This window comes from Pantoea phytostimulans, from assembly GCF_046118715.1.
Taxonomy (GTDB): Bacteria; Pseudomonadota; Gammaproteobacteria; order Enterobacterales; family Enterobacteriaceae; genus Pantoea; species Pantoea phytostimulans.
In genome coordinates this window covers 340,344-355,720 of the sequence record NZ_CP173698.1, presented here as the reverse complement: position 1 = coordinate 355,720, position 15,377 = coordinate 340,344, and the positions used below count along the sequence as shown (strand labels likewise).

The window sequence follows — 15,377 nt, the reverse complement described above, 5'->3', positions numbered from 1 at the left end:
AACTGCGTTTTATTTGTCGGAGATGTTCATGCTCAATCATGATATGGCTTACCAGGCGCTAACCTCGCGAGATACGCGTTTTGATGGCGTTTTTTTTGTTGGTGTGACCTCAACCGGCATTTATTGTCGTCCGGTCTGTCCGGTGAAGGCACCCATGCAAAAAAATTGTTTGTTCTTTGCCAGCGCAGAAGCAGCTGAGAAAGCGCATTTTCGTCCCTGTTTGCGCTGTCGGCCTGAGCTCGCGCCCGGTAATGCACCCGTGGATAATTCCCATCGCGTAGCCGATCGTTTGGTTCAGCGCATTGAAGAAGGTTTGCTTGAAGAACATGGCGGCCTGGATGAAATAGCGGCTGAGTTTGGTCTGAGTTCGCGTCAGTTAAGGCGCATCGTTCAGCAAGAGCTGGGTGTTTCGCCGTTAGAGCTAAAGCAGACGCGCCGGATGCTGTTAGCCAAACAGCTCCTGACTGAAACCCGTTTGCCCATCATTGATGTCGCTTACGCCAGCGGTTTTAGTAGCCTGCGCCGATTCAATGATGTGTTTCAGACGCGCTACCGCATGACGCCGAGTGCGTTACGCAAAGAGGTTACTCAACCTGCCCAACGCCATTCTGGCGATACCGCAACGTTACGCCTCAGCTATCGGCCGCCTTACGACTGGCAAGCGATGCTCACTTTTTTGCAATTACGGCTAATGAAAGAGGTCGAGGCGGTTGAAGGTAATATTTATCGCCGTACAGTGGCATTGGGGAAATATCGTGGCTGGATCAGCGTTTCTCATCTGCCGGCGAAAAATGCTCTACTGGTTGAGTTCACGACCTCATTAACGCCTGTATTACCTGCCCTGCTGCGTAGGTTACGTGACTTGTTTGATTTGAATGCGCAGCCGCTGCTGATTGCAGCTCATCTGCGGCAGGATCCTTTGCTGATTGATAGCATCAACCGTTTTCCCGGTTTGCGCGTTCCGGGTGCCTTTGACGGCTTTGAGTTAGGCGTCAGAGCAATATTAGGCCAGCAGATCACGGTGAAAGCCGCAACGACCTTGAGCAGCCGATTTGCTCAAGCTTTTGGTGAGCCATGCGTAACGCCTTTTGCCGATTTGTCCCGCTATTCTGCTCAGTCACAACCCGTTGCCGTTGCCACAATAGATGATATTGCCAGCCTGGGGATTGTCAGCGCGCGTGCTAAAGCCATTCTCGCCTTCGCTAACGCCTGTATGACCGGGACTTTAAGGTTCAACGCAACGTTGACACCAGAAGAAATCATGGCGCTGCTGGTGAGCCTGCCAGGTATTGGTCCTTGGACAGCAAACTATATTGCCATGCGCGCGTTACGCTGGCCCGATGCCTTTCCGAAAGAGGATATCGCGATTCGTAATAACCTGGGCGGTCTGACACCTCGGGTTGCGGAAGAGCGTTCACAGCAATGGCGGCCTTGGCGCAGTTATGCGGTGATGCATATTTGGAAGAGCTTGTCGTAAATGGGATCGTTCCTTTTTAACGGTCTCGTTCTCTCTTACAGAAAAAACGAAAAAAGCGCCTGAAAGGCGCTTTTCTCTGAATTGGTGGGTCGTGCAGGATATGCCTCGGCCCATCCGGGGCCTCGCCCTGCGGGTGAGGCTGACGCATCAGCCTGAATCGCTCCCGGCGATTCAGTCGAACCTGCTACAGGTTCTCATCCTGCACGTTTGAGAGCTGTGCAGCAGAAACGAAAAAAGCGCCTGAAAGGCGCTTTTCTCTGAATTGGTGGGTCGTGCAGGATATGCCTCGGCCCATCCGGGGCCTCGCCCTGCGGGTGATGCTGACGCATCAGCCTGAATCGCTCCCGGCGATTCAGTCGAACCTGCTACAGGTTCTCATCCTGCACGTTTGAAACCTGTGCAGCAGAAACGAAAAAAGCGCCTAAAAGGCGCTTTTCTCTGAATTGGTGGGTCGTGCAGGATTCGAACCTGCGACCAATTGATTAAAAGTCAACTGCTCTACCAACTGAGCTAACGACCCGATGTCGCTTACAACCGCTCAAACATTCCGTTTCAAATTATCATTCAAAACAAACACAGTTTGTTTATTAGATGGTGGGTCGTGCAGGATTCGAACCTGCGACCAATTGATTAAAAGTCAACTGCTCTACCAACTGAGCTAACGACCCATCTAAGGTTGTGAAGCAATGCTGAAGTCATCTCTTAAGGAACATGTCCGGAGAAGATGGTGGGTCGTGCAGGATTCGAACCTGCGACCAATTGATTAAAAGTCAACTGCTCTACCAACTGAGCTAACGACCCATCTTCAGGCTTACCAGACACATCTGCAATGTGTCCCGGCAACGGCGGCATATATTACTGATTTACCGAGGTAGCACAACCCTTTTTTCTTTAAAAGGGTTTGATTGCTCACCTTTCATTCGGCAAGACCAGAAATCAAACGATATCCGGTCTGACCTGCAACAATTACAATCCAGAAAGACGTTTTTGTGCTTGTTTAGCCGACTCGGTGTTCGGATAAAGTTTGATCACCTGCTGGAAAACGGCTTTGGCTTTTGCCGTGTCGTTTTTCTCTTGCATGATGACGCCAACCTTAAGCAACGCTTCTGAAGCCTTAGGTGATTTTGGATAATTCTTTACCACGGTGGCGTAATAATAAGCGGCGTCGTCCTTTTTCCCTTTGTTGTAAAACAACTGGCCTAGCCAATAATTGGCGTTAGGCTGATAGGTGGAATCAGGGTAACGCTTTACCCATGCCTGAAGCGCGGTAATTGCCTGGTCGTACTGTTTTTTCTCAAGAATCAACGCAACCGCAGCATTGTAATCGCTATTTGCATCGCCGCTTTGTACAGGCGCGCCTGTAGAGACCGCTGCGCCCGTATCAGCGCCTGTGCTAGCTGCGGCAGCAGAATCAGCGTTCGCATCACCAGCCGCCGCCTGTTGCCCGCCATTGCTATTGCTGCTCAGACTGTCGATCTGTTGATAGATCTGTTTCTGACGCTCAACAACTTGGTTCAACTGATAGGTGTTTTGCTGGATTTGCCCACGCAGCGAGTCAATATCGCTTTGGTTGTCGCTCATTTGCTGCTGCAGTTGTTGCAAAAGCTGAGCCTGAGCATTCGAGATTCGTTCAAGAGTGGTGACACGGTCTTCGACCGAGCCGGAGCCAACGCTACTGATTGACGCTTGGGCATTAGCGGCCCAAGGGACCGCTACGCCAATCAGTAACGACAGACTCATTAGATGACGTCTGAAGTTACTAACCATGTGATTCTCTTAGTAGACCAGAACTGCACGACGGTTTTTAGAATAAGCTGATTCGTCATGACCTAAGACGGCTGGCTTCTCTTTACCGTAAGAAACGATAGACATTTGGTCAGCAGAAACGCCTTTACCTTGCAGGTACATTTTAACGGCGCTAGCACGACGCTCGCCCAGGGCGATGTTGTATTCCGGCGTACCGCGCTCATCCGCATGACCTTCGATGGTCACTTTGTATGATGGGTTGCTACGCAGGAAAGAAGCGTGCTGATCCAGCATCTGAGCGTAATCAGACTGAACGTCATATTTGTCCAGGCCGAAGTACACGATGTTGTTCTGCTGCAGCTGTTGCATCTGCAGACGCGCTTGCTCGTCAGAAGACATGTTGCCGCTGCCGTTTGCGCCAGCACCGTAAGCACCATCAGCGCCGCCCATGCCGGTCTGATCGTTGTTGTTGTTTTTGTGTGAGCTACAAGCCGCTACAGCCAAAACCGGCAGAGCCAGCAGTAAACCCTTCAGCACTTTGTTCAGTTGCATTTCTTAAATCCCGTTATTGTTTATTGTTTGTGATGCCTGTTTTATCAGGCATTACAGATACGGCGACCAGGCAGGAAATTTGACCTGTCCATCAGTAGCCGGAAGACGCGCTTTGAAACGTCCGTCGGTTGAAACCAACTGCAACACGGAACCCATCCCCTGAGTAGAGCTATAGATTACCATCGTGCCGTTCGGTGCCAGGCTCGGCGTTTCATCCAGGAACGTGTCCGTTAACGTTTGAACGGCTCCCGTTTCCAGATCTTGTTTGGCGACGTGTTGAGCACCACCGTTGGTGCTAATCATCACCATAGATTTGCCATCAGTAGCGACATCCGCATCCTGGTTCTGTCCACCTTCCCAGGTAATACGCTGCGGCGCTCCGCCATTAACGCCAATCTTGTAAATTTGTGGTGCACCCGCCTGATCGGAGGTATAAGCCAGCGTCTGGCTATCCGGGAACCAGGTAGGCTCGGTGCTGTTGTAGCGACCATCGGTCACTTGACGTGTCTGACCAGACGCTAAATCCATCACATACAGGTTAAGGCTGCCGGTTTTCGACAAGGCGAAAGCGAGCTTAGAACCATCAGGAGAGAACGCTGGCGCACCGTTGTGACGTGGATAAGAAGCAACCTGACGGATTGCACCGTTAGAGAGCGTCTGTACTACCAGCGCTGATTTACCACTTTCAAAGGTCACGTAAGCAACTTTGCTGCCGTCTGGAGACCAGGCTGGCGACATCAGCGGCTGTGGTGAACGATGCACAACAAACTGGTTGTAGCCATCGTAATCAGCTACGCGCAGTTCATAGGGGAACTGGCCGCCATTCGTCTGTACGACATAGGCGATACGCGTACGGAAGGCACCTTTGATACCGGTCAGCTTCTGGAACGTTTCATCACTGGCGGTATGAGCCGCATAACGCAGCCACTGCTTAGTGATTTTGTAAGAGTTCTGAGCCAGCACGGTTCCCGGTGCAGCACCGGTATCGACCAACTGATAAGAAACTTGATAGCTGCCATCTGGGTTAGATTGAACCTGACCGACGACAACAGCATCAATACCTAATGCGCTCCATGCAGCTGGCTGCACTTCCTGCGCGCTGGTTGGCTGCTGTGGAAGACGTGAACGATCAAGCGGATTAAATTTACCGCTGTTACGCAAGTCTGCTGCGACGATACCACCGATATCTTCCGGTGCAGCGCCAGCGCCAACCCATTTAAACGGAACCACACCAATTGGACGCGCGGTATTGACGCCTTGGGTGATCTCAATGCGAACTTCTGCATGCAGCACAGCTGCCCACAGTAATAGAAAAAAGCTTAACGATACGCGAAGTGCTTGCTTCATTTTCTCTCCCTTATCTGAACCTCAGTCCACGATAATTGGCACTGTTCCTGGAAACCATGAGTACAACTAAAATACGGCAAGCTAACCTTAGATCAACCTGCCATAAGTTACTGCATTATTGCGGCCTAAAACGCATAGGTGCGTTTTTAAACACTTCATATACCGCGGGTGAAGGCGGTTTTGGAATGCGTGCTTGCTTCGCCGCTGCGATTGCAGCCTGGCATAATGCGGGATCACCGCCTTCTGCCTTAACGTCAATCAACAAGCCATCTGGCGCAAGTTTAATACGTAAGTCACAGCTCTTTCCGCGATACAGATCCGCATCATAGAAACGGCTCTGAATTGCACTGGTGATTTGACCTAAATAGGCGTTCACTTCTGCACCTGAAGCACCGGCTTTCTTCTGATTCCCCTGCCCTGCTGCGCCGCCTGAAGCGCCACTTTTCGGTGCATTCTTACCTGAAGTTAAGCCACCTAATAAATCATCAACATCGCTGTCATTCTTCGCGGCTTCTGCAGCGGCTTTCTTCTTGGCGTCAGCTGCCGCTTTCGCTTTAGCAGCGGCATCCGCTTTGGCTTTCGCTGCGGCATCGGCTTTTGCTTTGGCATCAGCTGCCGCTTTCGCTTTGGCTTCTGTTGCGGCTTTTTCTTTAGCCTCTTCAGCAGCCTGAGCTTTAGCTTCCCTGGCTTCTTCAGCCGCTTTTTCTTTGGCCTCCTGCGCAGCTTTCGCTTTTGCATCCGCAGTTGCTTTGGCTTTCGCCTCCGCATCAGACTTCGCTTTAGCAGCAGCGGCGGCTTTTGCTTCCTCAACCGCTTTTTCCTTCGCGGCAGCAGCAGCAGCGGCTTTTGCCTGTTGATCAGCCTGTTTTTTAGCGTCGGCAGCCGCTTCCTTAGCCTGCTCTTCAGCTTTCTGTTTAGCGTCTGCGGCCGCTTTGGCCTGAGCATCTGCCTGTGCTTTAGCATCGGCTTTCGCTTTGGCGGCAGCGGCTTCGGCAGCTTTTTGCTGCTCCTGAGCTTGCTTAGCCGCAGACTCAGCCGCTTTCTGCTGCTCAGCCTGCTGTTTAGCCTGTTCCTTTGCTGTTTCCTGCGCTTGCAAACGCTCTTTCTCTAACTCTTTCAAACGCTGCTGCTCGGCGGCCTGCTTCTGCTGAAGCTCTTCAGCCTGCTGCTGCGACTGTTTTTTACGCTGCTGCTCAGCACGTTGGCTGTCGCTTTGCTGATTTTGCTGTCGGTTGAACTGTTCCACTACCGCACCAGGATCGACCATTACTGCATCGATATCGCTGCCGCCACCACCGCCGCTGGCTTCAATGTGCTCATTGAATGAGCTCCATATCAGCAGCGCGATCAGCACGATATGCAGAACCACCGATACAATTATCGCGCGCTTTAACTTCTCGTTTTGCTCGGTTGCCTTCGACACTCTCGGTTCCCAAAAAACGGTTCGATTTTAAATCGGCTGCGTCATCAAACCGACAGATTTAACACCCGCTTGGTGCAGCAGATTAAGCGCTTTGATGATTTCGTCGTAAGGCACTTCTTTCGCACCCCCGATCAAAAACACGGTCTTTGGATTGGATTCCAGTCGACGCTGCGCTTCACTGATCACCTGCTCAGGCGGCAATTGTTCCATGCGATCGTGATCCACCACGAGGCTGTATTGACCGACGCCTGACACTTCAACAATTACGGGCGGATTATCATCGCTGGAGACGGTTTTCGAATCCGTTGCATCCGGTAAATCCACTTCCACGCTCTGGGTAATAATGGGTGCCGTCGCCATAAAAATCAGCAGCAGCACCAGCAGGACGTCCAGCAGCGGAACAATGTTGATTTCCGACTTCAGTTCGCGGCGACCACCGCGACCACGCACTCTGGCCATCATTAACCTCTATTTACTTAGCGCTTTCGCTGGAGAATGCCTGGCGATGCAGGATGGCGGTGAACTCTTCCATAAAGTTGTCGTAGTTCTGCTCCAGTTTGTTGACGCGCTGATTGAGTCGGTTAAAAGCCATCACCGCAGGGATTGCAGCGAACAAGCCGATTGCTGTAGCGATCAACGCTTCTGCGATACCCGGCGCAACCATTTGCAGGGTTGCCTGCTTCACCGCACCCAAGGCGATAAAGGCATGCATGATCCCCCAAACAGTCCCGAACAGGCCGATATAAGGGCTGATTGAACCCACGGTACCCAAGAAAGGAATGTGATTTTCCAGCGACTCTAATTCACGGTTCATAGAAATACGCATAGCACGGCCAGCCCCTTCAATGACCGCTTCAGGTGCATGACTATTTACCCGATGCAGGCGCGCAAACTCTTTGAAACCCGAATAAAAAATTTGCTCGGATCCAGAGAGTTCATCACGGCGGCCCTGACTTTCCTGATACAGGCGAGAAAGCTCAATACCGGACCAGAATTTATCTTCAAACGCTTCTGCTTCGCGCCCCGCCGCGTTCAAAATACGTGTACGCTGAATGATGATCGCCCAAGAGGCAATCGAAAAGCCGATCAAAATCAACATGATAAGTTTGACCAGAAGGCTCGCCTTCAGGAACAAATCAAGAATGTTCATGTCAGTCACTGCTTGAACTCCGCGACAATAGACTTGGGAAGCGCAATCGGCTTCATTAGATGTGGGTTTATGCAGGCAATCAGGACTTCTGCTTCATTGAGCACTTTACCTTCTGCATTCACGATACGTTGCGTGAACGTCATCGTCGCTCGCGTCATTGAAGTCACTTCACTTTGAATTTCAAGAAGATCATCAAGACGTGCCGCCGAAAGATAGTCCACCGTCATACGCCGCACCACAAAAGCAATCTGCTGTTCTAACAGCACCTGCTGATTGAAATGATGCTGACGCAACATTTCGGTACGTGCTCGTTCATAAAAAGCGATATAGCTGGCGTGATAAACCACACCACCGGCATCGGTGTCTTCGTAGTAGACCCGAACCGGCCAGCGAAACAGCGTTGTACTCACTCTACATCCCGGCCTCGTTTTAAACGTTGCTACTATACGCAAGACAATTCGGGTTTGGAATGGGTGTCCAGAGCCAAGAGAAAATAATTATCAGTCCGTAACAATCGGAACTATTTAAGGGAGGTTTATTGACCAAATGCTGACAAATAATCACCGCCAGCTTCGATTTTGCTTAGAAAAGCCAGCGATAAATGGGCTAAAAGGAAAGGAATGATATAACCCATGCCGGTAAGGGTGAAAATAGCGCCTGCCAACGGGTTTGGCTGGGACGAAAATCGATACCGTGATTAACCACCGTGCAAACCGCCCAAATCATCAAAAAAACGTGCCTCATGATGGGCACCTGCTGCGAAGCGCGAAGGCGCCCACCTCACACATCCGGCTAACAGCAAAGCCAGTATTCAAGAAAGGGCCCGAAACGGGCCCTTGTCTATTAGACGCTATAACGTCCGACTCAGCTGGCACATCAGGCGTGATCGTCTTCTGCAGCACGCTCTTCTATATGCTCAATCGCCAGCGCGGTGATGATTCCAAAGGCGCAAGCCAGCAGCGTGCCGAGAATCCAGGCAAAATACCACATGCGTCGTCTCCTTACTCAATACAGCGAGTGCGTGTTGCTCTCGATGTGTTCTTTGGTAATGCGACCAAACATTTTGTAGTAACACCAGGCGGTATACGCGAGGATCAACGGAACAAAAATGGCCGCGGCGAAAGTCATAATTTTCAGTGTCAGCAAGCTGGATGTGGCATCCCAAAGGGTTAGGCTGATGTCCGGCACCGTGCTGGAAGGCATAATGAACGGGAACATCGCAATACCTGCAGTCATGATCACGCACGCTAATGTCAGCGAGGAGAAGATAAATGCCCATGCACCTTTCTCAAGGCGTGAAAAAATAATCGTCAACAGAGGCAGCAACACGCCCAGTAATGGGAACAACCACAACGTCGGCATGCTTTCAAAGTTAACCATCCACGCCCCCGCTTCGCGCACCACTGTTTTACCCAACGGATTAGACGCTGCATGATGATCAATGAGGCTCTTCACTACATATCCGTCGATACCGTATTTCACCCACAGGCCGGCGAGCACGAAACAGACCATCATCACCAGCGCGGCTATCTGCGCAGCAGCGCGTGAGCGTACATGCAGTTCACCGGTGGTGCGCATTTGCAAGTAAGTGGCACCTTGCACCAGAATCATTGCCACACTGATCACACCCGCCAACAGGCCGAACGGATTAAGTAGCTGGAAGAAATTACCCGTATAAAACAGGCGCAGATATTCATCTGCATGGAACGGCACGCCTTGCAGCAGATTGCCGAAAGCCACACCAATCACCAACGGCGGTACAAAACTGCCGATGAAAATGCCCCAATCCCACATACCACGCCAGCGCATATCTTCTATTTTCGAACGGTAATCAAAACCTACCGGCCGGAAGAACAACGACGCCAGCACCAGGATCATCGCGACATAGAAACCAGAAAACGCAGCGGCATAAACCATCGGCCACGCAGCAAACAGCGCGCCGCCTGCAGTGATCAACCAAACCTGGTTGCCATCCCAATGGGGGGCAATGCTGTTAATCATGATGCGCCGTTCGGTATCAGTGCGGCCTAACACCCGCGTTAACATGCCCACGCCCATATCAAAGCCGTCGGCAACAGCGAATCCAATCAGCAAGATGCCAATCAGCAGCCACCAGACAAAGCGTAGAACTTCGTAATCAAACATGGTTGTTCTCCTTATCCACGCACCGGCTGAGAAAGAGTTGTCATTTCTTCATGGTGATAACGTCCGGTTTTCAGGCTGCTTGGCCCTAGTCGCGCAAACTTGAACATCAAATACATTTCGGCCACCAGGAACAGTGTGTACAGACCGCAAATCAAAATCATTGAGAACAAAAGATCGCCGACGGTCAGAGAGGAATTCGCGACTGCCGTTGGCAACACTTCACCAATTGCCCAAGGCTGACGCCCATATTCTGCGACAAACCAACCGGCTTCGATCGCAATCCAAGGCAGCGGAATGCCATACAGCGCCGCTTTCAACAGCCAACGATTTTTGCCGATGCGATTACGAATCACACTCCAGAACGACAGCCCGATAATGCCTAACAAGAGCACGCCGCTGAGTACCATGATGCGGAAGGAGAAATAGAGTGGCGCAACGCGTGGAATCGAATCTTGCGTCGCTTTCTGAATTTGCGCTTCTGTCGCATTCGCGACGTTTTCGGTATAGCGCTTCAGCAGCAGGCCATAACCCAGATCCTGTTTACTGTTATTGAAGGCTTCGCGTACTGCTGGATCCTGACTTCCGCCGCGTAGCTCATTCAGCAAGGCGTAGGCTTTCATGCCGTTGCGAATGCGGACTTCATGTTGCACCAGCAACTCTTTCAGGCCTGTTACCGGCGTGTCCACCGAACGTGTAGCGATAAGCCCAAGCAAATAGGGAATTTGAATCGCGTATTTGTTTTCTTGCGTTTCCTGATCAGGCAAGCCAAACAGTGTAAAAGCTGCTGGCGCTGGCTGGGTTTCCCATTCTGCTTCAATGGCCGCCAGTTTGGTTTTCTGTACGTCACCCATTTCGTACCCGGACTCATCACCCAATACGATCACGGATAATATCGCCGCCATACCAAAGCTCGCCGCAATAGCGAACGATCGCTTAGCAAAAGCCGTATCGCGCCCTTTCAGCAGATACCATGCGCTGATCCCCATAATGAACATCGCGCCTGCGGTATAGCCTGCCGCCACGGTATGTACGAATTTCACCTGCGCAACCGGATTCAACACCAGTTCAGAGAAGCTCAGCATCTCCATACGCATGGTTTCAAAATTGAACTCGGAGGCGATTGGATTCTGCATCCAGCCATTCGCGACGAGGATCCACAGGGCGGACATGTTTGATCCCAGCGCCACCAGCCAGGTGACCGCCAGATGTTGCACTTTGCTTAGCCGATCCCAGCCAAAGAAGAACAAGCCGACGAAAGTAGATTCCAGAAAGAATGCCATCAAACCTTCAATGGCCAGCGGCGCCCCGAAAATATCGCCAACATAGTGTGAATAGTAGGACCAGTTAGTCCCGAACTGAAACTCCATGGTCAGACCGGTCGCCACCCCGAGCGCAAAGTTGATACCAAATAACTTGCCCCAGAACTTGGTCATATCTTTATAGATTTGTTTACCACTGAGAACGTAGACCGTTTCCATGATTGCCAGCAGAAACGCCATACCCAGCGTTAAAGGGACAAACAAGAAATGGTACATCGCCGTCAAAGCAAACTGTAAACGCGACAGCTCGACGATATCTAGCATAATGACTCCTTGCTCCTCGCATACCCCTTTTTAGCCGCGTAAAAAGGCACTAAATAAGAGTCAGGAACGACTGATTATTAATTCCAGTTTTGTTATTGGCAGAACAGGTAAAAGTGCTGCCTGATATAGGCGAATAACGAGACTTATAAACCCTGAAAAGCGTCAATACAGGCCGATTATTTAAACGGATGTGAGAAAAGTGGGGGGAATTTGATAGCACCCCATATTTCAGCAAATGTTTGAATCTTTTTATAAAAGGCTGGATTGATGCAGCGCAATTTAAGCCTTTAACGTTGCGCTTTTCCAGCAATAAACTTTTTTATAAGTCGCCAATAATTGATCTGGATTAACGCATTACATTTCCGAATAGTGTCAGGTAATCTGGTTGTTAAAAAAGTGTCAGTAATGATTGGATTTATTTGAAAACGTGTTACTTTTAACCCTTTTAATTAACGCCCGTTTTCTCTATGAAAACCGCACAAAATTAATAGCGCACTGAAATAGGAAAGGTGAATAACATGCGGTTGCATTTAACAATCGCCTGTTTTGACGGGTAACTTAAAAAGGCAAAAAAAGCCACCCGAAGGTGGCTTGATGTCGCGAAAATTAAAGTTTATTTCGCTGGCAGAACCGCTTTGACGGCGTCGCCGATGTCAGCCAGGCTGCGAACGGTTTTCACGCCAGCTGCTTCCAGCGCGGCAAATTTCTCATCCGCCGTTCCTTTACCGCCAGCAATGATGGCACCTGCGTGGCCCATACGTTTACCTTTAGGCGCTGTCACACCCGCGATATAACCTACAACTGGCTTGGTGATATGCTCTTTGATAAATGCAGCCGCTTCTTCTTCTGCACTGCCGCCGATTTCACCGATCATCACGATCGCTTCAGTCTGCGGATCATCCTGGAACATTTTCAAGATGTCGATGAAGTTAGAACCTGGGATTGGGTCACCGCCGATACCGACGCAAGTCGACTGACCGTAACCGATGTCGGTGGTCTGCTTAACCGCTTCATAAGTCAGCGTACCGGAACGTGAAACAATGCCCACGCGGCCTGGCTGATGAATGTGGCCAGGCATGATACCGATCTTACATTCGCCTGGAGTAATCACGCCCGGACAGTTTGGTCCGATCATGCGGACGCCAGCTTGATCCAGCTTCACTTTCACGGTCAGCATATCCAGCGTTGGGATACCTTCAGTGATGGTGATGATCAGTTTGATGCCCGCGTCGATCGCTTCCAGGATACCGTCTTTACAGAACGGAGCTGGAACGTAGATCACGGTGGCAGTTGCGCCCGTGGCTTCAACCGCTTCGCGTACAGTGTTAAACACCGGTAAACCGAGATGCGTGGTGCCGCCTTTGCCTGGCGTTACGCCGCCAACCAGTTGCGTACCATAAGCCAACGCCTGCTCAGAGTGGAATGTGCCCTGTCCGCCGGTGAATCCCTGGCAGATAACTTTGGTGTTTTTGTCGATCAAAATGGACATTATTTACCCTCCGCAGCAGCAACAACACGCTGTGCCGCGTCTGTCAGGCTGGTTGCTGCAATGATGTTCAGACCGCTGTCCGCCAGTTTCTGCGCGCCCAGCTCGGCGTTGTTACCTTCCAGACGTACCACCACTGGCACGTTCACACCCACTTCAGCCACTGCGCCAATGATGCCGTCGGCAATCAGGTCACAGCGCACAATGCCGCCGAAGATATTAACGAACACGGCTTTAACCGCATCGTCAGACAGGATGATTTTGAAGGCTTCGGTAACGCGTTCTTTGGTTGCGCCGCCGCCAACATCAAGGAAGTTAGCAGGTTGACCGCCGTGGTGTTTAACGATGTCCATGGTGCCCATTGCCAGGCCCGCACCGTTAACCATACAGCCGATGTTACCTTCCAGCGCAACATAGTTCAGTTCCCACTGCGTAGCATGTGCTTCACGTGGATCTTCCTGACTTGGGTCACGCATTTCGCGCAGCTCAGGCTGACGGAACAGTGCGTTGCCATCAGCGCCCAATTTACCATCCAGGCAGATCAAATCGCCTTGTTTGGTGATCACCAGTGGGTTGATCTCAACCATCGCCAGATCGCGTTCCAGGAACAGATTCGCCAGACCCATAAAAATTTTGGTGAACTGGCTCACTTGCTTGCCGCTCAAACCCAGTTTGAACGCCAGCTCACGGCCTTGATATGGCAGTGGCCCGGTTAACGGATCAAGCGCCATTTTGTGAATCAAGTGTGGGGTTTCTTCCGCCACTTTCTCGATTTCCACGCCACCTTCAGTCGATGCCATGAAGATCACGCTGCGGGTTGCGCGGTCAACCACGGCACCCAAATAAAGCTCTTGATCAATGTCTGTTGCTGCTTCAACCAAAATCTGGTTTACCGGCTGACCGTGAGCGTCAGTTTGGTAAGTTACCAGACGCTTGCCGAGCCAATGTTCAGCAAACGCACGAATCTCTTCTTTACTGTTAACCAACTTCACACCGCCCGCTTTACCGCGGCCACCGGCATGAACCTGACATTTAACTACCCACGGTCCTGCGCCAATTTTAGACGCTGCTTCTTCCGCTTCACGTGGTGTAGTACAGGCGTAACCCGTTGGTGCCGGCATGCCATACCGTGCAAACAGCTGTTTCGCCTGGTATTCGTGTAAGTTCATGATGTTCTATCCATTCAGGTCTGAAAAGAGTAATAAGGTTGGGCGCGCCGTAACGCGCCCGATGAAAATCAGACGTCCAGCAGCAGACGTGCCGGATCTTCCAGCATCTCTTTCACCGCAACCAGATAGCCAACAGATTCGCGGCCATCAATCAGACGGTGATCGTAGGAGAGCGCCAGATACATCATTGGCAATACCACAACCTGACCATTTACCGCCATCGGACGATCTTTGATGGCATGCATGCCCAAAATCGCGCTCTGTGGTGGGTTGATGATCGGGGTGGACATCAGCGAGCCGAAGACGCCGCCGTTGGTAATGGTAAAGTTACCGCCAGTCAGATCATCTACAGTCAGCTTGCCGTCACGGCCTTTTACAGCCAGCTCTTTAATTTTCTTCTCGATGTCAGCCATGCTCAATGCATCAACATCACGCAGTACTGGCGTTACCAGACCACGCGGCGTAGATACCGCAATGCTGACGTCGAAGTAGTTGTGGTAAACCACATCTTCGCCATCAATTGAAGCATTTACTTCTGGATAGCGTTTCAGCGCTTCAACAACCGCTTTGATGTAGAAGGACATGAAGCCCAGACGCACACCGTGGCGTTTCTCGAAGGCGTCGCCGTACTGCTTGCGCAGATCCATGATCGGCTTCATGTTCACTTCGTTGAACGTCGTCAGCATCGCAGTGCTGTTTTTCGCTTCCAGCAGACGCTCTGCAACACGCTTACGCAGACGCGTCATCGGAACGCGTTTTTCGCTGCGGTTAGCCACAGCTTGCTGCGGGGCCGCTTCAACAGCAGGTGCAGCGGCTTTTGCGGTTTCCGGTTTCTTCGCCAGATGTTTTTCAACATCTTCACGTGTCAGACGACCACCCACACCGCTGCCTTTGATCTGCGAGGCATCTAAATTGTGTTCCGCGATCAGGCGACGAATCGCCGGGCTGAGCGCGTCATTGCTCTCTTCTTCCAGTGAGGCGGTCTGACGCTGAGCCGGTGTGGACTCTTTGCTGTCAGCTTTGGCACTGGTTTCTTTACCGGCACTGTTGCCCTCTTTCAAACGCCCCAGAATCTGGCGCGAGGTCACGGTTGCGCCTTCGTCTTCCAGTACAGCTTCGAGAACGCCATCGGCGGAAGCAGGCACTTCCAGTACCACTTTGTCAGTTTCGATCTCTACCAGCACTTCATCACGAGTGACGGCATCGCCTGGTTTCTTGTGCCATGTTGCCACGGAGGCATCGGCAACGGATTCAGGCAGGTCGGGAACGAGAATATCTACGCTACTCATTATCTTTCCT

14 protein-coding genes, 3 tRNA genes, 1 other RNA gene and 1 pseudogene are annotated in these 15,377 nt (G+C 51.3%); 1 reads left to right on the top strand and 18 read right to left on the bottom strand.

What is annotated here, in order from left to right; translation table 11 throughout:
* Positions 1 to 28 precede the first annotated feature (28 nt).
* The gene (locus ACF2G4_RS01715) at positions 29 to 1,477 is read left to right on the top strand and encodes an AlkA N-terminal domain-containing protein (protein ID WP_215847311.1); all 1,449 of its coding nucleotides are present in this window, start codon (positions 29 to 31) and stop codon (positions 1,475 to 1,477) included.
* Between the two features lie 263 nt (positions 1,478 to 1,740).
* On the opposite strand, the gene ACF2G4_RS01710 is transcribed toward ACF2G4_RS01715, so the two are convergent.
* From ACF2G4_RS01710 to odhB, 18 genes and pseudogenes are all read right to left on the bottom strand, one after another.
* A non-coding RNA gene (locus ACF2G4_RS01710) (RtT sRNA) lies at positions 1,741 to 1,877 on the bottom strand.
* Positions 1,878 to 1,921: 44 nt separating this feature from the next.
* Positions 1,922 to 1,997, bottom strand: a tRNA-Lys gene (locus ACF2G4_RS01705).
* A gap of 72 nt (positions 1,998 to 2,069) precedes the next feature.
* Positions 2,070 to 2,145, bottom strand: a tRNA-Lys gene (locus ACF2G4_RS01700).
* 57 nt (positions 2,146 to 2,202) lie between these two features.
* A tRNA-Lys gene (locus ACF2G4_RS01695) sits at positions 2,203 to 2,278 on the bottom strand.
* Between the two features lie 165 nt (positions 2,279 to 2,443).
* A complete protein-coding gene (gene cpoB / locus ACF2G4_RS01690; protein WP_409075404.1) occupies positions 2,444 to 3,244 on the bottom strand; it encodes a cell division protein CpoB in 801 nt (266 codons plus the stop codon).
* Positions 3,245 to 3,253: 9 nt separating this feature from the next.
* Positions 3,254 to 3,775, bottom strand: coding sequence for a peptidoglycan-associated lipoprotein Pal (pal, locus tag ACF2G4_RS01685; protein ID WP_215847313.1), 522 nt, complete (start codon positions 3,773 to 3,775; stop codon positions 3,254 to 3,256).
* Between the two features lie 51 nt (positions 3,776 to 3,826).
* On the bottom strand, positions 3,827 to 5,122 hold the full coding sequence (tolB, locus tag ACF2G4_RS01680; protein ID WP_409075403.1) for a Tol-Pal system beta propeller repeat protein TolB: 1,296 nt from the start codon (positions 5,120 to 5,122) through the stop codon (positions 3,827 to 3,829).
* A gap of 115 nt (positions 5,123 to 5,237) precedes the next feature.
* On the bottom strand, positions 5,238 to 6,545 hold the full coding sequence (gene tolA / locus ACF2G4_RS01675; RefSeq protein WP_243078324.1) for a cell envelope integrity protein TolA: 1,308 nt from the start codon (positions 6,543 to 6,545) through the stop codon (positions 5,238 to 5,240).
* A gap of 27 nt (positions 6,546 to 6,572) precedes the next feature.
* On the bottom strand, positions 6,573 to 7,004 hold the full coding sequence (gene tolR / locus ACF2G4_RS01670; protein WP_215848318.1) for a colicin uptake protein TolR: 432 nt from the start codon (positions 7,002 to 7,004) through the stop codon (positions 6,573 to 6,575).
* A gap of 13 nt (positions 7,005 to 7,017) precedes the next feature.
* The gene (gene tolQ, locus ACF2G4_RS01665) at positions 7,018 to 7,704 is read right to left on the bottom strand and encodes a Tol-Pal system protein TolQ (protein ID WP_215847316.1); all 687 of its coding nucleotides are present in this window, start codon (positions 7,702 to 7,704) and stop codon (positions 7,018 to 7,020) included.
* Positions 7,701 to 8,105, bottom strand: coding sequence for a tol-pal system-associated acyl-CoA thioesterase (gene ybgC / locus ACF2G4_RS01660; protein ID WP_215847317.1), 405 nt, complete (start codon positions 8,103 to 8,105; stop codon positions 7,701 to 7,703). The genes tolQ and ybgC overlap by 4 nt, the downstream gene beginning before the upstream one ends.
* Positions 8,106 to 8,301: 196 nt before the next feature.
* Positions 8,302 to 8,539, bottom strand: a pseudogene (locus ACF2G4_RS01655) (cyd operon YbgE family protein).
* Positions 8,540 to 8,571: 32 nt separating this feature from the next.
* Positions 8,572 to 8,685: a cytochrome bd-I oxidase subunit CydX gene (gene cydX / locus ACF2G4_RS01650; protein ID WP_215847318.1), complete on the bottom strand. Its 114-nt coding sequence runs from the start codon at positions 8,683 to 8,685 to the stop codon at positions 8,572 to 8,574.
* 15 nt (positions 8,686 to 8,700) lie between these two features.
* Positions 8,701 to 9,840, bottom strand: a complete 1,140-nt coding sequence (cydB, locus tag ACF2G4_RS01645; protein ID WP_332624841.1) for a cytochrome d ubiquinol oxidase subunit II — start codon at positions 9,838 to 9,840, stop codon at positions 8,701 to 8,703.
* Between the two features lie 11 nt (positions 9,841 to 9,851).
* Complete coding sequence (gene cydA, locus ACF2G4_RS01640) at positions 9,852 to 11,423, bottom strand: cytochrome ubiquinol oxidase subunit I (protein ID WP_409075402.1); 1,572 nt, start codon at positions 11,421 to 11,423, stop codon at positions 9,852 to 9,854.
* Between the two features lie 613 nt (positions 11,424 to 12,036).
* Complete coding sequence (gene sucD / locus ACF2G4_RS01635) at positions 12,037 to 12,912, bottom strand: succinate--CoA ligase subunit alpha (protein WP_215847320.1); 876 nt, start codon at positions 12,910 to 12,912, stop codon at positions 12,037 to 12,039.
* Positions 12,912 to 14,078 (bottom strand): ADP-forming succinate--CoA ligase subunit beta, encoded by a 1,167-nt coding sequence (sucC, locus tag ACF2G4_RS01630; protein WP_215847321.1) that lies wholly within the window; start codon positions 14,076 to 14,078, stop codon positions 12,912 to 12,914. The genes sucD and sucC overlap by 1 nt, the downstream gene beginning before the upstream one ends.
* A gap of 68 nt (positions 14,079 to 14,146) precedes the next feature.
* On the bottom strand, positions 14,147 to 15,367 hold the full coding sequence (gene odhB / locus ACF2G4_RS01625; RefSeq protein WP_409075401.1) for a 2-oxoglutarate dehydrogenase complex dihydrolipoyllysine-residue succinyltransferase: 1,221 nt from the start codon (positions 15,365 to 15,367) through the stop codon (positions 14,147 to 14,149).
* Positions 15,368 to 15,377 lie beyond the last annotated feature (10 nt).